This window comes from Nocardia gipuzkoensis (assembly GCF_021183645.1).
GTDB lineage: Bacteria > Actinomycetota > Actinomycetes > Mycobacteriales > Mycobacteriaceae > Nocardia > Nocardia abscessus.
Genome location: NZ_CP089225.1, coordinates 6,796,472 through 6,816,728, shown reverse-complemented (window position 1 = coordinate 6,816,728; position 20,257 = coordinate 6,796,472). Strand labels below are relative to the sequence as shown.

Sequence of the window (20,257 nt, the reverse complement as noted above, 5' to 3'; positions counted from 1 at the left end):
CCTACCCCCGCTGCGACGTCGCGTCGACCAGCGCCGCGTGCAGGGCTCGCGCCTGGAAGCTCGCCTCGTCGCCGCGCAGCACGACATCGGCGAACGCGGCACCGAGAGCCCGGCTCACGTCGAAACCGCCTACGTCCCCGGTCAACTCGGCCCGCCAGCGCCGGTAACCGCTCACCACCTCGGCGAGTGTGCTGTTCGGTCCCCCCTCCAGGCGCAGGTACTCCGCGATCAGGACGCGCTGTGCCCGTCTGCGTGCGAGACCGCCACCGGCAAAGTCGAGTGCCCGGCCGAACTCGCCGAGCGTGGCCAGGTAGGTGCCCGGCTCGGCCGACTCGGCGTCGGACTCCGCCGTTCCGGTCGCTGGGCTCGACTCCTGCGCGGTCCGCTGGTCGAGGGTGATCGACCGCCCGGCGCCCGTGCCCCGTGTATCGCGTGGTTCGACACTCCACCACACCGGCGCCGATTCGGGATCGAGCTCCCTCACCGCGACGACGTCGAGGGAGATCATCGGGTAGTCGGTGAGCACCCGGTCCACAGCGGCAACGAATGCTCGTATGACCGCCACCTGCAAGCCGGGGGTATCGAATCCGGTCACCCGCACGCCGTGGTGCTCGGCCAGCGTCCGCGCCAGCCAGCCGACCATGGGATGGGCGACCGGGCGCGCGCCGGAACGGCGCCGATCGCGCCCGGGCGGCAATTTGTCGGCGGGCTTCTGCTTCCGCGGCGGAGAATCGAACCGAGGACTCGACGGTCTCGGCTGGGCACCGGCGGGTGGTCCGGCCGTTCGGGGCGGCTGCCCGGACCACGGGGTGTCTCGCCGTCCGACACCGCCCGGTGGGCCGACCGCTGCCTGCTGCCCGGCTGGGGCACGGGGTGCATCCCGGGTGGCAGCCGGGGGGAACACCGCCGCAGGCCGGCGACCGGATTCTCCGGCAGGCTTGCCGGGGTGACCGCTGCCCGGTCCGTCTACTCCCCGGGCCCCATCTCGGCCCGCTGCCCGATCCGAAGAATCCCGCTGCGGACCGCCCTCCGGCGTGGAGGGTGAGCGCCCCGGGGACGCGTCCGGTGTCTGCGACCCCCCGGGAACGGATCGTTCGGTGGAGTCAGCGCGGTTCGCCGAGTACGCCGGATTCGGGGGATACGCCGGGTCTGCCGCTGCGGGAAAGGTCGTCACGGGATCGGACGTCACGGGCTGTGCGTCCGCGAGCGGGGACGTGCCGACGCTGCCGTCCGGCCAGGGCGCCGCCGGCTCGCCGATCGGCGTCAGGCCGTCGGCAGTAGTGCCGACCCGGGTGGCGCCGAACCTGTCCTGCACTTCGAATTGGCCTGCCGCATCCACCATTCCGGCGGCCACGCTGTGCAGGCTCTCCTGCATCGCCCGCAGATTGGCCAGCAACTGGTCGGCATGCGGCTTGAACTCCCTGGCGAACGCGACACCCAGATCGTCGTCGCCCCAGCTGCCTTCGGCATGCGCCAGGGAATCGCGCAACCCCGCATGAGTTTGCCCCACGCGATCCCCGAGTTCGGCCAGCCGCGCTCCTCGATCCCGCAGGCGGTCGGGATCCAACCGAACTTCACCGTTCACGCCGCGATCCCCCTCCGGTCAGGCTCGGTCGTCGCCGCGCAGCCGGAACCGTCGCTCGAAACCGGTGACGAACACCGACAATGGCACAGACGTGGTCGAGCGCTCCACAACGCCATCGTCGGCGACATAGAAAACCGCACGGTCCAAGGCAATTCCACCGTCCGGCACCGGCGAACGCACCACCCAGCCCACGCTGATGCGATCGGCCCGCAACGTCGACAGCGGGTATCCCGTGGTGTCATACCCCTGTCGTCGGATGTGATCCCGGACGAGGTCGAGCGCGTCCGCATCGCCGATCCCCTCCGCGTGGTTCGCGTCCAGATCCGCCAGCACGAACTGGAACATCGCACCATCGATGTCGACGTCGATGCCGTCACCGAAGACCTGCACGAGCGCCTCGCGAGTCACCGCACCGGCCTGTGCGGCCGACACCAGCAACTCGACCACGTCCGACCTACCACCCAATCGGTCGTCCAGCAGATTGCCGACAACGGCCGCCACGGTGCCGACCGTCCACACTGCGGGCAGCGCCGGCGCGCACTCCGGTATCGGCGCGGACTCACCCCGGTACCACTGACCGGCCTCCCACCAGTAACAAAACGACAGCAAACCAGTCGCCGCCCGCGGATTCAGCACCGGGTCGGCCACCCAATCCGGCGCTCCCGCAAACAATTCCGGCATCGCCGCGCCCGTGTTGTACGCGGCGTCCAGTATCGACGCGTCCCACACACCACCCGACAGCACGGCCCGGTCCCCGGGCAGGAGCGTCAGGGTCGAACCGCTGCGTCCCGCGCCTTCGAAGAGGCCCACCGACGGGCCGATCCGCGGCCCCTGCCCCGACCCGACCGCCACGAAGGCCGCCGCCAGCACCGCCCACCGGGCCCACAACACGGCCAGCTCCGGCAGTTCGTTGTCCACGGCCACCGCCCGCAAACCCGCACGCCGGTCCGCACGCATCGCGTCGGCGGCGGCGCGCGGCGGCCGCGTCCGACGTTCGCCACGCCCGAGGTAGGCCGCCAGCCACACCGGCAGCCGATCCCGCGGATAGCGTTCCAAATCGGCGAGATAGGCCTCGGGTGCGAACAATTGCTCGCCGGGGAACGGCACCGCACCGTGATCGGCGGTGGCCTCGACATCTTCTGCATCGATGCGCACCAGCAACCGCCACCACGGCCCGCCGTCGGCCCGTGCCGACACCTGCCGATGCCTGCGCACCGCATCCCACACCGCGTCCGGTACCGGGCACCGGACCGACCGGATACCGTCGTCGGCCACCAGCACCGCCGATTCTGCGACCACGGTCATCGCGAACCACGCCTCCAGCCGCTGCGACCCGGGCGGCGCCACTTCACGCAGCCCGTCCGCGATCCGATCAGCCAACCCGGCGAGATCCTCATCCCCCGCCTGCGTCACGGCACTCTCCGTGCTCCGGGAACGACAGACGGGCCGAAGCCCCGGAGGCGCGTACGCGCGACCTCGACCGCGAGCAGTTCACGAGCAGTTCCCCCAAATCGCCTGAATCGGTCCGTCGTCAGGATTCGGAATGTCCCAGGCTGAAGATTTCGCACTTCGCGTCCCGGCGCAATGCCGGTATTTACCAGCCATGGTAAGCCCGCCGGGTCGGTGATCCTCCCCACAGTCGATCCCGACTGTTCGGCCGCCATTCCCCAGGCTCGGGTCTCAACCTCGGTCGGGCGCGAAGACTCGGCCGCGACGGCACCCCTCACCAAGAGTACGGGCTATCCCTTGGTGCCTATACCGAACAGATCTTCGCGCAGCTGGGCCGGGGTTTGCCCGAACTGCCGTTGGAATGCCTCCCGGAACCTACGTGTCGTGGTGAAGCCGACCTCGGAGGCGATCCTGTCCATGTCGATGGGCAGTGGAGTGGACAGTCGCTGACGTGCGAGGTCGAGGCGGACCTTGCGCAGCATCGCGCCCGGTGTGCGGCCTTCGGTCGCCTTCAGCACGGTGTGCAGCGTCTTCAGGGACATTCCGCACATTTCGGCGATGACTTCCGGCGTCACCGTGGGGTCGCTCGCCTTCTGTTCTATGAGGATACGTGCGCGCTGAGCGTCCTTCGCGCGTTCGATATCCTTCTCGGTTCCTCTCAGCGCGACGGCCCGGTTCGGGGTGAGTCCCCCCTCGAGCAGCGTCAGCGCACTGGAAAATGTGTAAGTGAAATCTGCTGTGGTCCACTGTTCTCGACTGTCGGCGAGTTGACGGACCACTCTATCCAGCGCGCGCACCACGGGGCGCGTCTCATCCAGCGCGAGCGGGGCGTCACCGGGGCGGACGAGGCGGATCGATTTTTCGGGGACGGTCATGATCAACGCACGAATTGTCTCGTCGTGTGTCATGTACACAGGGCTGCCCCAGTGAAAAAGGCAGATTTTGCCAGGGCGGAATATTTCCTTGCAATCATCCTGTGCGAGTTTGAAACTCCCTTCCAGCGGAATGATGAGCCGGTAGCCGTAGTCGCCGTCACCGCGCACATCTCGTCGCGAGCGCTGGTAGTCGAGGGCGCCGGACTCGAATCCGACGATCTGGAATTCACCGACGCTCTGGCCGAGCGCCGATGAGCTGAAGTCGTCGTCGTGGAAGGCGAGCCCGACCGTCCCCTGCCAGGTATGGAGCCAGTCGTGCCAGCGTGCGGTCCGGTCGGCCTGCGACTCGTCTCGGCGCATGTCGAAAGGGACCTGCCGGTATTCCGGATCGGTCATGCGGAAACCCCTTTCGCACACCGCCGCAAGCTACGAAACCGACCACAAACCTACAAGAAGGTCATCGGGGTGCGATCGCCTGATCTACGGATTGCCGCCCGGACCGATCGGCGGGCTCTTGGGGAAAACGACCGGGAGCGAGGACAACGCCCGGTGGAACGGCCCCGGTCGCCACTGCAACCGGGACGCCGGTACTGCCAACTTCATCTCGGGGAGGGCATCCAGCAACTGGTCGATCGCGTCCTGCACGATCACCTCAGCGACCGAGCGGGCGGGGCAGGCGTGCGGGCCCGTACCGAACGCCAGATGCGACCGGTTGTCGGTGACATCGCCCGTCCGGATGGCCAGGTCGTTGTTGCAAGCGGCCATGCTGATCAGGACCGGCTGATGAGCCGGCAACCACGAACTGTCGACGAAAACCGGCTGCCGCGGATAACTGATGCAGTAGTTCGACATCGGCGGATCGTTGTACAACACCTCGTCCAGCGCATCCCGCGTCGGCGTGCTCCCGTCGAGCACCTGGCCCGCGAACCGCTCGTCGGTCAAGAGCAGCAGCATGGTGTTCACGATCAGATTCAGCGGCGGTTCGATTCCGGCGGCGTACAGCAGCACCAGCTGGTGCAGTACCTCGTCGTCGTTCAGCCCTACCGGATGCTCGATCAGCCAGCTGGTGACATCCGCGCCCGGATAGATGCGTTTGAACCGAGTCAGTTCCACCAACGCCTCGGCCAGCATCTGATTGCCGCGCTCGGCATCGACGGTGTCGAAGATCGCCGCCAGCCCGATCGCCGCGCGTTGGCTTATCAGGGAAGGGCTGCCGAGCAGCGCATTGAGTGTGCCGAAGATGACGGGCAGCGCGTACTGGCTTACCACATCGCAGTGCCCGTCCTCGCAAAACGAGTTGATCTGCGGGATCGCGATCTGCTCGATGGTTGTGCGCAGCCGGTGCGGATCGACCTTGCCGAGCGCGCCCGCTGCCGCGGACCGGTACCGCGTATGGTCTTCGCCCGCGCTGCGAATGGGGTTGGGCCGCCACTCCATCATGGGCCGGATCGGACAGTCGGCGGGAATGTCGCGTTCCCAGACGCGCGGATCGGCGGGGAAGCGCTCCGGGTCGTGGAGGATTCGCACCGCAGCCTGATATCCGATCACCAGGGTGGCCGGGACACCCGGCGCCAGGTCTACTGGGGCCAGCGAGCCGAAACGGCGGCGCATCTGCTCGTAGAACCTGTGCGGATCGGCCGCGAATTCTTCGGAGTAGAGACGCACTCGCGGACCGCCGAGGTCGCTGGGCGACGCCATCGGAAGGGTTTCGGTGTCGGAAATCATCACTGGTCCTATGGGGTTGTCGAGGTTGCCGCCGACCGCCGGGCCGTGAACCGGCGGGCCAGCGGTTGCTCACGAACGTGAGTCCACCGATGGCGCGTAGGCTTACCCAAGCCCGGACAGGTCGACGTCCCGTTGTGTGGCGACTGCCGAAATCGTCTCTCGCACAATAGGTTCCGATACGCAAAGGTCTCTACCGTTTTCTTGTAAGTTTGCGGACATTTTTTGTAAGGCGCGTGCTCGGGCTGAGACCGTCGGCGTGCCGCTGGTCGCGGAGCAGCGAACTCGCGCTCGCCGACGACCCACAGCGGGCACGCGAGGTCGGCGGGCAGAGGGTGGATATGAGGGCGCCGACCACGTCGCGCTGCGGACGTTGGGCGAGGAGTACCTCGGCTCGCTGCGCCAACTCGCGCCGCTGCTGACGGCGGCCGACTGAATCACCTGAGGGCGGTGCGGCAGTACGCCCTGCGAGATGGACAGGTAGCGCCGTTGTGCCAGAGTGGCGACCGTTCCGGCGAATACGCTACCGAAACGGCCCTTTCACTTGCCGCTGGTCAGCGCGGATGTCGTGAGGGAGGTGAGACCCAGGATGCGGTGCAGCTCTTCGTGACGTGGCCGCTTGACGGTTCGAAATGTCTCTGTGGTCGGGGCTGAGCCGGCGTCGGGATCGATCGCGAGCATTGCCCGTTCCTTGAAAGCCGCGCCCGCCAGACTGACTCGGTGCTGCGCCGGGTGCAGGGGGTCGGCAGATCCGTGCCGCCGACAGCCGGATGCGCGCCCTCGCGGATTCCGATGTCGATGTAGCCGCGCACCCGGGTCTGCTGGCGCCCGGACACCATCCCGAGCTCGCCGCCGCGTGGCTCACCTACAACAGCCTGCTCCTGGAGCGCGCGACCCTGGACCCACGGTGCCGTGAACTGGTCATCCTGCGCGTGGCTTGGCGCAGCGGCTCGCGCTACGAATGGGAACAGCACGTGCGTATCGGTCTGCGAGCTGGCCTGTCCCCCGCGCAGATCGCCGCGGTCCGGCAAGACCCGAGCGCCGAACTCTGGACGCAACTGGAGCGGCTGCTACTGACCGCCGCCGACCAGTTGATGGACCGGCACCGCATCGACGGCGACACCTGGACCGAACTGGGCGCGCACCTCGATACCCGGCAGCTCATGGAGCTCATGTTCGTCACCGGCTCCTATCTGTGCCTGGCCATGGTCTTCAACAGCGCCGATCTGCAGCCCGACCCGGGTGCCGAATCGCTGCCCGCCGCACTCGAATTCGCCCCTCGAGACGCGCGCGTCGCGGCCCCGCCGGCGCCGCGGGGATCGTCAGCAGGCGGGTGATCGGGAGGCGCCGAGCAGGGCGAGGTCGATCGTCTCGGCCATCGCCCGATAGCCCGCGAGGCTGGGGTGCAGGCGATCCGGGCTCGAATAGACCTCTCGGAGCACGGACGGGTTGGCAGGATCGCGCAGGGCGGCATCGAAGTCGACGACGCCGTCCGCGAGGTTCTGATTGCGTATCCAGGCGTTGATCTGCTGCCGGGCGGTCTCGCTGCGGGGCGCCAGGCGTTCGCCGTCGACGAGGGCGTCGGAGGCGGGAAGCAGTGTACCCAGCCAGATTTTCTTGCCGTGCCGGTGCGCTGTGGTGATGAGTTTCTCGTATCCCGCAATCATCGACGCGGCATCGGCGGGCGGCGGAAGTCCGAGGTCGTTGATACCCTCCTGCACCAGAACTCCACCGACACCGGCTTGTCCGAGTGCGTCGCGTTCGAAGCGCGACAGCCCGCTCGGACCGAGAAGCAGCGGCTCGCCACTGGCGAGCAGGCGATTGCTGCCGATTCCGGCGTTGACCACCGAGATCGGAATGCCCGCGGTGTCCAGACGCCGCTGCAGAACGTCGGGATAACGTCCGTTGGTGTCGGCGACCCCGCGATCGACCGGCACGCTCAAAGCGTTGGCGCCCACGAAACCATCGGTGATGGAGTCCCCGAACGCCACCACCGCACGGGTGTCGGCGGATGCGAGCACGTCCAGAGCGGTGACATACAACCAGGAACCGGTCGTGGCGGAGAATCCGTCGGCGCCCGGCTGCCCGGTGAGATCACCGCTACCGGCAGGAGAGTAGAACGAGGTGGCGTTGGCATTCCAGTGTTTGGTCGGCGGTCCCGCCGGATCGGGAACGTGAATACTGACCGCCAACGGGGCGAATGCTGCCACAGTGAACGGCACCGGATCGCTGACCGCATCGGCTCCTGCGGGCAGGGTGACGGTTGCTTGCCCGCCGAACAGCACCGGCGCCGGATCGCCCACCGCCGCGCCCGATGACTGGTTGGCGATGCTCACCCGTGCGAAGGTGACCGGCGTCAGCCCGAACCGGTTGGTCAGATGCACGCGCAGTCGTGATCCACCCAGATGCGGAGTGATGACCATCCGAAAAGTCTGGTCGTCGACCGAGAGCGGAATCGGCCCTCCGGCCGCATCGACGGGAGTCACCGAATCGGTGGGGCTCGCCGTCCACGACGCCACGAAATGTTCCCCGCCGCACCCGGAAGGCTGCGCCCGAGCCACCGCGGTATCCCCCGGGCCCACGACCGCGGCAGAGCCGGCCGCGAGCACGAGGGCGGCGGCCAACGCTGCCCCGCGACCACGAGCACGCCGCCGAATTCGCTTGCGGGAAACTCCATAGACAGAACTCTCGGGAGCCATTGCAGAAGGCTTCACAATCATCACCTCTCGGTCGACGGAATTGCGCGAGTCAGATCAGGGAGCTGATGTCGTGGGTGACAATGTTGTCGAGTGCGCGTTCGGCGACCGCGGCGATGGTCATCGATGGGTTGCATGCGGCGGTATTGCCCGGCATGAGTGCTCCGTCGAGGACGTAGAGTCCGGGTTGTTCGTGGACGCGGCCGTCGAGGTCGCAGACCGCGCCCATACTCGCTCCGCCGAGGGGATGCCAGGTGGAGGGGAACAAGGCGTTGGTATCCAGCAGCATGCCATCGGGACCGGCGATCCTGTGCACGGCCGGGCCGATGTGGTTGTCCTGAATGTAGCTGTCACCATCGGCGGGCCAGTGCAGGATCGCGTCGTCGCGCGCCGCGTCGTAATGGAACATGCCGCGTCCGTCGCTGACACCGTATCCGACCATCATGGTGCTGCGGGCGTCCAGCGACAGTGGCGGGATAGACGCCTGGATCACGGTGTGAGCGGCGTGCGGATCGGCCCAGTTCTTGCTGCCGTAGACCACCGGGCCGCCTTGTGGCGCACCGAATTCGGCCGATGGATCGGTCCAGACATAGATGCGGTCGGCGTTGGTGCCCCAGCCCTGTCCCAATCCGTCCGGCAGATCGCGGATCAGTCCCTTCGCTCCGGCCCGCACGAGCAACCGGGTGGTGTTGAGGCTACCCGCGGCCAGGATCAGCGCGCCGGTGGTGAGGACCTTGTTCTCGACCACCGCACCGGTGGTGTCCAGCCGTTGTACATGCACGATCCACCGGCCGTCGGATGCCCGTTCGACGTCGGTGACCTCGTGCAGGGTTTCCACCCGTACCAGGCCGGTGGCTTCGGCGGCGGCGATGTAGGTGACGTCGACGGAATGTTTACCACCGTTGTTGACACCCATGGCGCCATCGCCGTTGGTGTAGGAAGCCTTCATCTCCCCGCGCAGCTCGGCGAGCGCGAAATCCCAGTCGATGGGCATGGGGATCTTCGACAATGGCATTCCGGCCCGTCGGACGCGGTCGGCGAACACCCTTGCCGCTCGATAGTTCTCGCTCGCGATCAATTCGTCCGGCGCTTCGGCCAAACCGAGCATCCGGGCCACGCGCGGGTAGTGCACCCGGTTCATCAATGCCCAGTCGAGTGCCTGCGGGAAGTGGGTGTCGAACACCTCCTGGGTGGGTTGCAGCGACATTCCCTGGTAGACGAGGGAACCGCCGCCGACACCCGCCGCGCACAGGGCGGTCATGTTCACCCCTGGAACCGCTTCGACCAGGCCGGTGTAACGGTCGAACACCATCGGACGGCCGAACAGATTGGGGCTGGACCGACACCACAGCAGGCGCTTATCGGGCGAGGAAGCGCGGGGGAAGGTTTCGGCGTTCGGTCCTGTCGTCCAGCGCAGTCCCCGTTCGAGCACGGTCACCGGCACGCCGGCCTGCGCCAAACGCAGAGCGCTGACACCACCACCGAAACCCGAACCGACCACGACTACCCGGTGCTCTTCACGGATCAGTGGAACGTTGTTCACCTGCGCGGCGGCGGGGGCGGGCGCGCCGAACGTGCGGGCGGCCAAGGCCACGGCACCGGTCGCGGCGACACCGGTCAACAGCGACCGGCGCGAAACTGCAGTCATCACAAATCCTTCGGGGATATTCGGCATGTCGAAAAGTCCTGAACGCCGTACCAGTCGGGCTTCGACCGCCGGATCAGGTGGTGTGCGCGTGGCACGACATCTCCGCCGCGAGCCGTGAAGGGATGGCTCGGTGGCCGGAGACCTTGGTCAGCGCCGATTCGATCGGGCGCAGGGGTTTCAGTCGAATGTGCAGCCGGTGACGGGTTTGTCGGCGAGGCGGTCGAGCAGGTAGGTGATCGCGTTGTCGGGGCCGAACCCGTCGATCATCTCGGGCCCGAAATGGTTGGGGATGGTAGCGCCGGGAAAGATCGGTGGCAGGTCGTTGGTGCGGAAGGTGACCGTGGCGCCTTTCGCGCACCAGTCCTCGGCCAACCGGCGAGCCTGACCATAGGGAACGGTGTCGTCGTTCAAACCACTGGTGATCAGCACCGGCGTCGCCGGAAGCAGGCTCCCCACCCGCAATTCGGCCAGAGCGGGAGCGGCTTCGGGGATCGCGGCGAGATGCTCGGTGAGCGAGCGGCCGTCATTGGTCAGCGAACCGGTCTTCACGAAGGGATGGCGGGTGATGACGTCACCGATGCATTCGTCGCTGAGGGTTTCCAGCATGGCCCGCCCGGCGGGACTGGTCACCCGGTCGACGGCCTTGTGCAGCTCGGGATAACGCGCGAGCAATCCGTTGATCGCGAACCCGATCGCACCACCGATCAACGCCCCATCGATACGTTCGAGGATCGCGGCCAGATCCGCGACCGGCCCACCCGCCCACGCGCCTTTGAGATTCAACTCCGGCGCATACTCCGGCGCCATCTCCGCCGCCGCGGCGGTCGCACCGCCACCTTGGGAATAACCCCACAACACCACCGGAGTCCCGGCACCCGCACCGGACAGATTATGCGCCGCGCGCACCCCGTCCAGCACCGCGTGCGCGGCCTCGATCCGGTTGGCGTAAGTATGCATACCCGGCGTGCCCAACCCGATGTAATCGGTCACCAGCACCCGCGCACCCAACCCACTCCACACCGCCGAGGCCGGCAATTCCTGATTCGCCGACAAACTCGGCGAGGGATCGGTGAACACCGTCATCCCGGTGGAGAACGCCACCGACATCGCACACCGATCACCCTGACCCGACGTGCCCGGAGCGATCACCACCGTCGGACGCGGACCCGGCCCCCGCCACGGCCCGGTCGCGTCGATGAACGTACCCGACACCGCCACCGGCGACCCGTCCTGCAACCGACTGGTGTACATGACATGCTGCGCCTTACCCGGCCACCCCCTATCCGTCGGCACCGTCGCGAACAACGCCATCGGCGCCGTCTTCACGATCGCACCCGGCTCCACCGGAATCCGCGCCGGCGGAAGATAGAAATCACTCACCGGTGCCGCAGCCGCCTCCCCGGAATCCACCCCCACCACCGCTACCGCGGTAGCACACGCCACGACCGAAACCACCGCCACCGCAACGGCCCACCGCCGCCACCCCGACAAAGACCGACCCTGCTGTCGCTGCATCGATAACTCTCCATGAACTCCACCCGGCACCGTCGCCGAAGTGTCCTGCGTCGCTATAGCCGCAAGACATGAAGTACGTCACAGCTTGCGACCTACGGAACGGTAACACGGTTACCGAGAAGTTGGAATCGCGCGATGGCAACTTCTGGTGACTGGACAAGCCCGTCCAAAAAGGTCGGCGCTTACCGGGCAAGGCCAGAGCAATCCTCCTCGCAGCCTTCTGCGCGGTCGGCGCGGCAGCGACTTCGACGGGTTCAGCCGCGGCGATGCGCACCGCGTCGCGACACGGGCACAGGTGATCCGCCGCAGGCCGAACGGATGAGGCGTGTGGAACCCGCGCGGCGGCCGACGCTACCGGGGCGGTACGCAAGATGGGCGCGGCCTGCCGAGCGGGCTGAGATCGGCAACGGCCAGGGGATACGGCCAGAGCCCGCCACGGAAGATCTCGATCGCGCCGACCGAGACTCCCGGGGTCGCCGCGGCAATCAGCGCCTGCGCCTTGAACGCCTGCGCGGCGACACTCAACCGGTGCAGCACCGGATCGATCCGATACCCGGACGGAGACGGCCAACCCTCACCCCACACGACCACTTCGACACCGCCGTCGTTCAGCGCCTCGAGCAGGCCACTGCGCGCCCGGTGATCGCGTTCGCAAACGTTCGCGGCAACAGCCAATGCGTCCGGTCGACGCCCATCGCCCCATGCGGCGAGCGCCGACCCGAATTCCGCCACCTCCGCGCCCAAGATGCGCAGCGGCCGGGTATCCGACATCTCCGCAACGAGCACCGTCACATCCCAGCCCGCGACAGCTCGATCGAACAGCCAGCCACCGGCGTGCTCGACGGCATCGGGAATACTGCTGGCAACCACGTAGAGGCGATACCTCATCGACTCCCCCTCTGCCCGGTGAGGTCACCCCAGGCGGCTGCCGACTCGCGGGTGTCGATCCTCATTCCCGAACGGCCACGGCGCACGATCGCAGGACCACCGCGGCCGCGCTCCGATCGGCACGTGCTCGCCCTCCCGATCGGACGTTGTCGATGCATCGAAACCTCCACACGAACTCCACCCATCGCGACATCGGCGTGATCCGAATCGCACAAAGATGAACATGACGTCCATCACAGGAAACCACCGAACGGTAACACAGTTACTCTTTTTTTCCGGCCAGAGCCGCTGCACTGCCGACCGAGGCGACCGCCGTGGTCGCCCACAGCTTTCGTGGCGGGGAATCCCGGCGAGCCGGGCGAACAGCATGGCACCGGTATGGTCCGAGCTTCCCCTCGGCGTTACCGTAGGCGGGTGGGTCCGGGACCGAGAGCCGCTTCCACCCGGCAAGTCATCATCGGCGTTGTGCTCGAGCTGCTGGAATCCGACGGCTACGACGCCGTCCAGCTCAGGGAGGTCGCGCGCCGGGCGCATGTCTCGCTGACCACCGTCTACAAGCACTTCACCGATCGCGACGACTTGATCGTCACCGCTGTCGAGCGCTGGATGGCGAGACACAGTTACTCGGCGATGGAGCGACCGCCCGCGGATGAGACATTGCACGATGGGCTGATGCGAGTCCTGCGGTACGTATTCGAACCGTGGGAGCGCAACCCCAGGATGCTCGAGGCATACCACCGCGCCCGCACCGGCGCGGGCGGACATCGCTTGGACACCCAGGGCATTCACGCATTGCTGCCGATCGCCGCTGCGCTGTTCAAGGGTGCCGACTCGTCCTACGTCGAGGATGTCGCACTGGTCCTGTCCAATATGACCTACGCACTGATCGGACAGTTCGTCGACCGAAGCCTCGAGATCACCGAGATCTTACCCATCCTCGAACGAGCTGTGCACCGGCTGACCAGCGACAATCGCGCAGCGGCCGGCATAGCCGGAAGCATGATGCCCCAGCACGATACGCCCACCTGGAGCGTGAACCCTACCCTCGCGGCACCTTTCCAGCCGGTGGCCGATGAACTGCAGCACGGGCAGCGGACGCGCCACGAATGAAAACGCTTTCGCTGCAAGCCCCGAGCGAGGTGCGGGCGTGAAAGCCATCAGGAGTAAACGGTGATGGCGAGCAGCACGCTCGCAATCTGTCATCGTGGGATCGGTACCGGGGCGTGGGGACCGCCGTAGGGAGTGGGGATGGACAGTGGTCCGACCGGTGTGGGGTCGGCGGTCTGGAAGGGATCGTTGTGCTGGGGGCGTGGCACCGGGTCGTCGGGTGGTCGTGGAGCGTTGCGGGCGCCGCGAGGCATGAGTGTGGTGTCGGGCTCGGTGCAGTCCACGTGGAGGTAGGGCTCGGCGTAGTCGGGCACGGAACCGGGGCGTCGTGGCACGTTGTAGTCGCAGGCGTACCGGGGGTAGACGCTCGCCAAGGCCCAGACACCGCCGTCGTGAAACGCCGAGGTCACGGCATCGAGTGCCGACCCGGCACGCTGCTGGGGGAAGAAGAACTCGTTGAAGGCGGGGATTCTGGAGTAGGAGACCTGGGAGGCGGTGACGAGGTTGCCCAGCAACTGGACCATGGTCGGTGCGTTCTCGACGATGATCGTGTCGAGGGTGGTGAGCATCGGCGAAGTCTGTGTGACGAATTGTTCGAAGCCGCCGGTCATCGAAGATATGCCGCCGAGTGTGGCCGCCAGGTTTGCCGAGGTGGATTGCAGTGCGTTCTGGCCGTCGCGCAAGGCGGCGAAGACGACTCTGCTGTTGCGGAGCAGGCCAACCGTGTGCGGCAGTGCCGTGTCCAGCGTCGAGATGAGGAACGTACCGCCGTCGATGATTGTCGCCAGTTTGTCGGGGCCCGCCTGGCTGACACCCAGTTCCTGGGAAATGGCCGCGAGCCGGGCGGGATCGATTTGGGCGAGTGTGCCGCTGAGGCTTTCGAGCACGTCCGACAGCGGCACGGGGGTGGAAGTGCGGTCGGCGCCTCGAGCACACCCGCTCGCTTCTCGTCGACGCCGCGGAGCAGGTGTTCGCCGAGAAAGGCTTCACGCTGGCAAGTCTCGACGACATCGCACGGGCGGCCGGCTACACGAAAGGTGCCATCTACAAGCACTTCTCCACGAAGGAAGAACTTTTCCTGGCGGTGAGCGACCGGTACTGGCAGCGCTACTTCGATACGTTCAGCGAACTGCTATCGGCGGCAACCGAGGTGGGAGCGCATGAACTCGACCAAGTAGCCCAGCGGTGGCGCCAACTCAGTGAAGACCGCGGGGCGGAGCCCGCCGCGTTGGGCTACGAATTCACTCTGTATCTGCTGCGCAACCCCGAGGCGCGGGAGCGGGTAGCGGCCAAACGAGCAGAGGTCGTCGAAGCGCTGGGACGGTTCATCGTCGAGGGCCTCGACCGAATCGGCGCCACCCTGCTGATCCCCCCACTCACGTTCGCGCGCGTGCTCATCGCCACCACCGACTCCGTCGCGCTGGGAACCCAACTCGATGACGTCGACCTCTACAGACCAACCCTCGAGATGTACATGTCGGCAATCAAGCTGCCCGGGCGGTAGTTCCCGCTTTGCGCTCCGCATGATCGGTGCCTTGCGCCGGGAGCCAGGCCTGCGCGACCCGCGCGTGGGTTCCGCGGTCGAGTACACGTGGCGACAGCTATTTCGGCATGCTCCGGCCGGTGCGACCCGGCCGGGCGTGCCGAGGTCTAGATGATCTTGGCGGTGATCAGCAGGTTCCAGATCTCGCCCTGATCGATGACCTCGACGCCGAGCTTCTCCGCCTTGGTCAGCTTGCTCGCACCGACTCCCGCACCGGTGATGAGCAGGTCGGTGTTCGCCGAGACCGACGTCGCTGCCGTCGCGCCCGCCTTCTCACACAGGCGTTGGAATGTGGGGCGGGCGACCTTCTCGCCGGAGCGCGGGTCGCTGAGGGCGCCGGTGATCACCACCGTCTTGCCTGCCAGGGGCGCGCCGGCCGCGACGACCGGAGGAAGGTCTTCCTCGCGCACGTCCAGACAGACGCCCGCGGCTCGCAGCCGCTCCAATTCCGGACGCAGGCGGGCGAGGTGCGCGACCAGGGAGGCGGCGACCTTCGGTCCGATATCCTCCACCGCCACGAGCCGTTCCTCGCCCGCGTCGGCGACCTCCTCCAGGGAGCCGAATCCCGCTCGGGCCAGGCGAGCGGCGGTGCCGTCGGAGGCCATCGGGATCGCCAGGCCGATCAGCGCGCGGCGCAGGCCGACCCGGCGGCTGGCATCGATCGAGTCGATCATGCGCGCGGCCGAGACCTCGCCGATGCGGTCGAACTCGAGCAGGCGCTCCTTCGTCAGGGTGTAGAAGTCCGACGGGCGCTCCAGGATGCCCGCCTCGGCCAGGCGCTCGATCCACACCTGCCCGATGGCGTCGATGTCGGCCGCCGCCCGCGACGCCCAGTGGATCAGTCTGCGCACCGTCTGTGCGGGGCAGGAGACGTTGGTGCAGAACAGCTCCCGGCTGTTGCCCTGCTCGGTCACCGGCTCTTCGCACGACGGGCACGCGGTGGGCGGCACGATCTCGCGCTCCTCGCCCGTGCGCTTGGCGGCGTCGAGCACGCCGGCCACGAACGGGATCACGTCGCCCGCGCGGCGCACCAGCACGGTGTCACCGACCTTGATGTCGCGGGCACGGATCACCTCTTGGTTGGCCAGCGTCGCCTTCGTGACCGTCGTGCCGCCCACGAACACCGGCTCCAGCCACGCGACCGGGACGATCTTGCCCGTCTTGCCGACGTCCCAGACCACGTCGGCCAGCAACGTGGTCTTCTCCTCGGCCGCGAACTTGAACGCCAGCGCGCCACGTGGGGAGTTCGACCGAGTCCCCGCCGCCGCGTAGGCATCGCGGTCGGCCAGCCGCAGCACCGCGCCGTCGAGGTCGTAGTCCAGCTCGTTGCGGCCTTGCTCGATCGCGGCGATCGCCGCCTGCGCCTGCTCGGCGTCGGCGCACAGCCGCATCTGCGCCCCCGCGACCCCCAGCGCTCGCAGGCCCTCCCCCAGGTCGACCGCAGCGCCGCCGGCGGAGGTGTCCAAGTCGAAACCGAAGAACCGCAGGCGGCGCTCGGCGACTGTGGCCGGGTCCTTCGCCCGCAGCGTGCCCGCCGCGGCATTGCGCGGATTGATCAGCGGCTTGTCCGGATGCGCTGTGTTGTAGGCGAGGAAGGTCGAACGCAGCATCACCGCCTCGCCACGCACCTCCACCCGCCCCGGGACGTCGATCCGCTCGGGGACGCCATCGACCAGCGCGCGGACCAGCACCGTCACGTCGTCACCGGTGGTGCCATCACCCCGGGTCACGGCACGCACCAGCCGCCCGTTCTCGAAGACCAGGGCCAGCGACAAGCCGTCGAGCTTCGGCATCACCACCACCGGCTGGCCGGGGAAGCGGTCGAAGAACGCCGCGACCTGCTCGGGCGTGGTCGCCTTCTCGAGTGACAGCATCGGACGCGAGTGCCGGATCGGGGCGTGCAGCACGGCGGGCGCGCCGACCTGCTCCAGCGGATTCGGGTCGGGCGTGAGGTCGGGGCGCGCCTCGATCAGGCCACGTAGCTCGTCCTCGATCGCGTCGTACTCGGCGTCCGCGACCAGCGGCGCGCCCTGATAGTAGGCGTCACGCAGCGCCACAATGCGCCCTGCGAGCTCTTGGATACGTTCCCCGGTTTCCACAGCACCCGACGCTACCGATACACACCGACACCCAGTGCGCGCCGGCGGCACACCCAGTGACGGCACTATGAACCCTCAGTCGGCCGCCGGTAGATTCCGGCGGTCAGCACCGCGCATCCGGTTGTTCGGTTGCACCCGGGGGCACCGGTACCGGCGAGTTGGACGCGGGTGGTGCGCGCGGGCGCCGCATCATTCGATCGTCACGGAAATCCCAGTCCTGACAGCTAGCGTTTCGGCTTCCAGATCACGCCGGTCACACCCCCCGCCTCGAGCGCCGCGAGAGCGGCTACCCACCAGTGCGAGCGCGCGGACAGCGTGGCGGCGTTCAGGACGGGCGAGATCGGCGTGGCGATGTCGGCGTTTCGCGAGGACACTGAGGACGTAGCGCCCAACTCGTCCCCAGGAGCACATGCGATGGCAACCAACGGGCCTTTCGGCATCGATCCGGAAGATTTCGAACGCGCACTGCGCGGGGCGGGAACCGAACTCCGCGACCTGCTCGGGAAAGCCGGTGTATACCTGGATCGCGTAGATCACGCGAGCGTCAGTTCACTGGCGTCGCTGCTCGGTCAGTTCGTCCAACCGGATCGACCGCGTCCCCCCGAACCCGAGGGCGAGACCACCGGTGCGACCGGCAGCGGGGTGTGGGCGATCTACACCCTCGATGACGTCGGCGAGGCCAGGGTCGACCAGGTCTTCCCGAGCGAACTCGAAGCCTTACGCGCGCATCGCGACAACACCGATGATCGCCGTCGGGTGCGGTTTCTGCCCTATGGGGTTCCGGCGAGTGTGTTGGATGCGCCCTGACGGCACTGACTCGCTGAATAGCAGCGAACGACAGTCGCACGTGAGATCGAGCGCCGGACGGCCGCTTACCACGATTCGATCAGCGGGACATCATGCTCCTGCCGCTGCCATTCCTCGGTGAGGCGACCGAGTCGCTCCGGGGCGGCGATGCCACGCACGCCTGCGATCTTGTCGTCACGGATCTCCAAGATCGCGACGCCCACGACCCGGCCGTCGAGCGTGAGAAGCATCGCCGGGCAGCCGTTGACCACGCCCGCATGGACCGAGGGCGAGCCACCGGCGAGTCTCCGCTTGGCCGCGGACGGTTTGAAGCCGGCCCGCACCGCCCTGGCGATCCGCTCCGGGGTCGAGTACCGGATCAGCTTCTCGGCCGTCCCCAGCCCGGCGCCGTCGGAGATGCCGGTCGCGTCGTCGGTCAGCAGCGCAACCAGCCGTTCGGTCCGGCCCGAAGAGGCGGCATCGACGAACGCCTCGACGATCCGCCGCGCGGAGGCACGGTCGATATCCCGGGAGTTGCGCTCGGCGGTGATACGGCGCCGGGCCCGGTGGGCGTGCTGTTGGCTCGCGGATTCGGTGATGTCGAGGATCTCGGCTATCTCGGCGTGGCTGTAGGAGAACGCCTCGCGCAGGACGTACACGGCCCGCTCGACCGGCGAGAGGCGCTCCATGAGCGTCAGCACCGCCAGGGTCACCGATTCGCGCTGCTCGACGGTGTCGGCCGGGCCCAGCAGCGGGTCGCCGTCGAGCAGCGGTTCGGGCATCCAGGCGCCGACCGCGCGTTCGCGCCGCACCTTCGCCGAACGGAGCCGGTCGAGCGCCAGGTTGGTGACGATCTTGGTCAGCCATGCCTCGGGCACCTCGACGTACTCCGGGTCGGCGGCCTGCCATCGCAGGAACGCGTCCTGCACCGTGTCCTCGGCATCGGCGGCCGAGCCGAGCAGACGGTAGGCGAGGGAGGCCAGCCGATTCCGGCTGGCCTCGAAACGCGCCACGGTGGCAGTGTCCATGAGTACGAATCTATCCGGCGACCAAGTCGGGCGAGTGCTCTCGGATGGTAGCCAAGCGGTACTTGTGATTCGGCTTCCCGAAGGTCGGACGGCTGATGGCCCAGCCGCTGGTTGCCACGATCGCCGACTTGACTCGGGCCGCCGACCGGCCGCACAGGGCCCCGGGCTTCGATCGCGCGTCACCGTCGACCAGCTGGAAGATCCCGTCCTTGCGTCCGAGGCTGATGTGGTTGCCGAAATAGGTCAGCGCGGTCGCCTTGCTCTTGCGCCCGGTCAGGTCCCCGATGATCGCGGTCGTCGCCTGCGTGCCGGTGTATCCCGCGGAAGCGCACGACATCGGCAACGGCCGACCGTTATCCCCGATGACGAAGGCGCTGTCACCGGCGACGTAGACATCCGGGTGCGAAACCGACCGCATCTGACGGTCGACCGTGATTTGGCCGTTGGCTACCACCTCGAGGCCGCTGGCGGCGGCGATCGGATGGACGGCGAAGCCGGCGGCCCACACGGTCGCGTCGGAGGCGAAAACGGTGCCGTCGGCGGCGACCGCGGACGCCTCCTCGACGCGCTCGATGGTGGTGTGCTCGTGGACCGTGATACCCAACCGGTCGAAGGCGCGCAGCAGGTGACGGCGGGCCTTCGTGCCCAGCCAGCCGCCCAGTTCACCGCTGGTGGCGAGGCTGACCCGAAGTCCTGGACGGGATTCGGCGATCTCGGTGGCGGCCTCGATCGCGGTCAGGTTGCCGCCGACTACCAGGACGTTCCCGTCCTCGCCCAGCTCATCCAGGCGTGCGCGCAGGCGCAGCGCGGACGGCCGCGCGGCCACGTGGAAGGCGTGCTCGTGGACGCCAGGAACGCCGTGGTCGGCGGCGGTGCTGCCGAGCGTGTAGAGGAGGGTGTCGTATTCGAGCCGGTCGATGCCCTCGCCGTCGATGACTGTGACGGTCCGGTACTCGGCGTCGAGTTGGGTTACCCGCGCCACTCGGAGCCGGATGCCGGTGCCCGCGAACACCTCTGCCAGCGGCCGGTGACGGAGATCCTGCCCGGCGGCGAGCTGATGCAAACGCAGCCGCTCGACGAAATCGGGTTCGGCGTTGACGACGGTGATCTCGAAGTCGTCGGAGTGCAGTTGGCGGGCCAAGTATCCGGCCGAGAAGGCTCCGGCGTATCCGGCCCCGAGGACGACGATGCGGTGCTGCATGTTTCGCTCCTGTCTGGTTCGCGTGCTCCCTGAACGAGACAGCCCCCGAATTCCTGACAGGATCAACAAGTGACATGGATCACCCCATAGAGCACTGGAGTCGCCGGTCGGCGCA

19 protein-coding genes are annotated in these 20,257 nt (G+C 67.7%); 5 read left to right on the top strand and 14 right to left on the bottom strand.

Annotated features, from left to right (window positions below; translation table 11 throughout):
• Position 1 precedes the first annotated feature (1 nt).
• From LTT66_RS31130 to LTT66_RS31115, 4 genes are all read right to left on the bottom strand, one after another.
• The gene (locus LTT66_RS31130) at positions 2–1,585 is read right to left on the bottom strand and encodes a hypothetical protein (RefSeq protein ID WP_233062107.1); all 1,584 of its coding nucleotides are present in this window, start codon (positions 1,583–1,585) and stop codon (positions 2–4) included.
• Between the two features lie 18 nt (positions 1,586–1,603).
• Positions 1,604–2,998: a hypothetical protein gene (locus LTT66_RS31125; protein ID WP_233062106.1), complete on the bottom strand. Its 1,395-nt coding sequence runs from the start codon at positions 2,996–2,998 to the stop codon at positions 1,604–1,606.
• A gap of 326 nt (positions 2,999–3,324) precedes the next feature.
• Positions 3,325–4,305 (bottom strand): AraC family transcriptional regulator, encoded by a 981-nt coding sequence (locus LTT66_RS31120; protein WP_233062105.1) that lies wholly within the window; start codon positions 4,303–4,305, stop codon positions 3,325–3,327.
• An 84-nt stretch (positions 4,306–4,389) separates the two neighbouring features.
• Positions 4,390–5,634: a cytochrome P450 gene (locus tag LTT66_RS31115; RefSeq protein WP_233062104.1), complete on the bottom strand. Its 1,245-nt coding sequence runs from the start codon at positions 5,632–5,634 to the stop codon at positions 4,390–4,392.
• A 256-nt stretch (positions 5,635–5,890) separates the two neighbouring features.
• On the opposite strand from LTT66_RS31115, the gene LTT66_RS31110 reads away from it, so the two are divergent.
• Positions 5,891–6,067 carry a hypothetical protein gene (locus tag LTT66_RS31110; protein WP_233062103.1) on the top strand — a complete coding sequence of 59 codons (177 nt, stop codon included), beginning with the start codon at positions 5,891–5,893 and terminating at the stop codon, positions 6,065–6,067.
• A 104-nt stretch (positions 6,068–6,171) separates the two neighbouring features.
• Here LTT66_RS31110 and LTT66_RS31105 read toward each other — a convergent pair whose 3' ends face one another.
• A complete protein-coding gene (locus LTT66_RS31105; protein ID WP_233062102.1) occupies positions 6,172–6,312 on the bottom strand; it encodes a hypothetical protein in 141 nt (46 codons plus the stop codon).
• An 89-nt stretch (positions 6,313–6,401) separates the two neighbouring features.
• On the opposite strand from LTT66_RS31105, the gene LTT66_RS31100 reads away from it, so the two are divergent.
• Positions 6,402–6,968 (top strand): carboxymuconolactone decarboxylase family protein, encoded by a 567-nt coding sequence (locus LTT66_RS31100; protein WP_233062101.1) that lies wholly within the window; start codon positions 6,402–6,404, stop codon positions 6,966–6,968.
• Here the strand turns inward: LTT66_RS31100 and LTT66_RS31095 are convergent.
• The 4 genes from LTT66_RS31095 to LTT66_RS31080 all read right to left on the bottom strand — a co-directional run bounded on the left by LTT66_RS31095 (position 6,954) and on the right by LTT66_RS31080 (position 12,378).
• Positions 6,954–8,150: a GDSL-type esterase/lipase family protein gene (locus LTT66_RS31095; protein ID WP_233062100.1), complete on the bottom strand. Its 1,197-nt coding sequence runs from the start codon at positions 8,148–8,150 to the stop codon at positions 6,954–6,956. The genes LTT66_RS31100 and LTT66_RS31095 overlap by 15 nt on opposite strands.
• Before the next feature lie 229 nt (positions 8,151–8,379).
• Positions 8,380–9,975: a GMC oxidoreductase gene (locus tag LTT66_RS31090; protein ID WP_233062099.1), complete on the bottom strand. Its 1,596-nt coding sequence runs from the start codon at positions 9,973–9,975 to the stop codon at positions 8,380–8,382.
• 177 nt (positions 9,976–10,152) lie between these two features.
• Entirely contained in the window at positions 10,153–11,490 is a 1,338-nt protein-coding gene (locus LTT66_RS31085; protein WP_233062098.1) for a lipase family protein, read from the bottom strand.
• Between the two features lie 351 nt (positions 11,491–11,841).
• Positions 11,842–12,378 (bottom strand): hypothetical protein, encoded by a 537-nt coding sequence (locus tag LTT66_RS31080; protein ID WP_233062097.1) that lies wholly within the window; start codon positions 12,376–12,378, stop codon positions 11,842–11,844.
• A gap of 465 nt (positions 12,379–12,843) precedes the next feature.
• Here LTT66_RS31080 and LTT66_RS31075 point away from each other — a divergent pair, with 465 nt between their 5' ends.
• On the top strand, positions 12,844–13,488 hold the full coding sequence (locus tag LTT66_RS31075; protein WP_233062096.1) for a TetR family transcriptional regulator: 645 nt from the start codon (positions 12,844–12,846) through the stop codon (positions 13,486–13,488).
• Positions 13,489–13,577: 89 nt separating this feature from the next.
• On the opposite strand, the gene LTT66_RS31070 is transcribed toward LTT66_RS31075, so the two are convergent.
• Positions 13,578–14,387, bottom strand: a complete 810-nt coding sequence (locus LTT66_RS31070) for an Mce/MlaD family protein (RefSeq protein ID WP_233062095.1) — start codon at positions 14,385–14,387, stop codon at positions 13,578–13,580.
• A gap of 65 nt (positions 14,388–14,452) precedes the next feature.
• Here LTT66_RS31070 and LTT66_RS31065 point away from each other — a divergent pair, with 65 nt between their 5' ends.
• Complete coding sequence (locus LTT66_RS31065; RefSeq protein WP_269821981.1) at positions 14,453–14,989, top strand: TetR/AcrR family transcriptional regulator; 537 nt, start codon at positions 14,453–14,455, stop codon at positions 14,987–14,989.
• 146 nt (positions 14,990–15,135) lie between these two features.
• Here the strand turns inward: LTT66_RS31065 and ligA are convergent, their stop codons facing one another.
• Positions 15,136–17,127, bottom strand: a complete 1,992-nt coding sequence (ligA, locus tag LTT66_RS31060; protein ID WP_233062094.1) for an NAD-dependent DNA ligase LigA — start codon at positions 17,125–17,127, stop codon at positions 15,136–15,138.
• Positions 17,128–17,351: 224 nt separating this feature from the next.
• Positions 17,352–17,501 carry a hypothetical protein gene (locus LTT66_RS31055; RefSeq protein ID WP_233062093.1) on the bottom strand — a complete coding sequence of 50 codons (150 nt, stop codon included), beginning with the start codon at positions 17,499–17,501 and terminating at the stop codon, positions 17,352–17,354.
• A gap of 40 nt (positions 17,502–17,541) precedes the next feature.
• On the opposite strand from LTT66_RS31055, the gene LTT66_RS31050 reads away from it, so the two are divergent.
• Entirely contained in the window at positions 17,542–17,934 is a 393-nt protein-coding gene (locus LTT66_RS31050) for a hypothetical protein (protein ID WP_233062092.1), read from the top strand.
• A gap of 65 nt (positions 17,935–17,999) precedes the next feature.
• On the opposite strand, the gene LTT66_RS31045 is transcribed toward LTT66_RS31050, so the two are convergent.
• On the bottom strand, positions 18,000–18,941 hold the full coding sequence (locus tag LTT66_RS31045) for a sigma-70 family RNA polymerase sigma factor (protein WP_233062091.1): 942 nt from the start codon (positions 18,939–18,941) through the stop codon (positions 18,000–18,002).
• A gap of 10 nt (positions 18,942–18,951) precedes the next feature.
• On the bottom strand, positions 18,952–20,142 hold the full coding sequence (locus tag LTT66_RS31040; RefSeq protein ID WP_233062090.1) for an NAD(P)/FAD-dependent oxidoreductase: 1,191 nt from the start codon (positions 20,140–20,142) through the stop codon (positions 18,952–18,954).
• Between the last annotated feature and the right edge of the window lie 115 nt (positions 20,143–20,257).

What these genes read in the sequence shown, in the direction of transcription:
- LTT66_RS31045 (WP_233062091.1), bottom strand. Translation starts at nt 18,941, where the DNA reads ATGGACACTGCCACCGTGGCGCGTTTCGAGGCCAGCCGGAATCGGCTG.
- LTT66_RS31105 (WP_233062102.1), bottom strand. Translation starts at nt 6,312, where the DNA reads ATGCTCGCGATCGATCCCGACGCCGGCTCAGCCCCGACCACAGAGACA.
- LTT66_RS31090 (WP_233062099.1), bottom strand. Translation starts at nt 9,975, where the DNA reads ATGACTGCAGTTTCGCGCCGGTCGCTGTTGACCGGTGTCGCCGCGACC.
- LTT66_RS31115 (WP_233062104.1), bottom strand. Translation starts at nt 5,634, where the DNA reads ATGATTTCCGACACCGAAACCCTTCCGATGGCGTCGCCCAGCGACCTC.
- LTT66_RS31085 (WP_233062098.1), bottom strand. Translation starts at nt 11,490, where the DNA reads ATGCAGCGACAGCAGGGTCGGTCTTTGTCGGGGTGGCGGCGGTGGGCC.
- LTT66_RS31050 (WP_233062092.1), top strand. Translation starts at nt 17,542, where the DNA reads ATGGCAACCAACGGGCCTTTCGGCATCGATCCGGAAGATTTCGAACGC.
- LTT66_RS31100 (WP_233062101.1), top strand. Translation starts at nt 6,402, where the DNA reads ATGCGCGCCCTCGCGGATTCCGATGTCGATGTAGCCGCGCACCCGGGT.
- LTT66_RS31080 (WP_233062097.1), bottom strand. Translation starts at nt 12,378, where the DNA reads ATGAGGTATCGCCTCTACGTGGTTGCCAGCAGTATTCCCGATGCCGTC.
- LTT66_RS31040 (WP_233062090.1), bottom strand. Translation starts at nt 20,142, where the DNA reads ATGCAGCACCGCATCGTCGTCCTCGGGGCCGGATACGCCGGAGCCTTC.
- LTT66_RS31120 (WP_233062105.1), bottom strand. Translation starts at nt 4,305, where the DNA reads ATGACCGATCCGGAATACCGGCAGGTCCCTTTCGACATGCGCCGAGAC.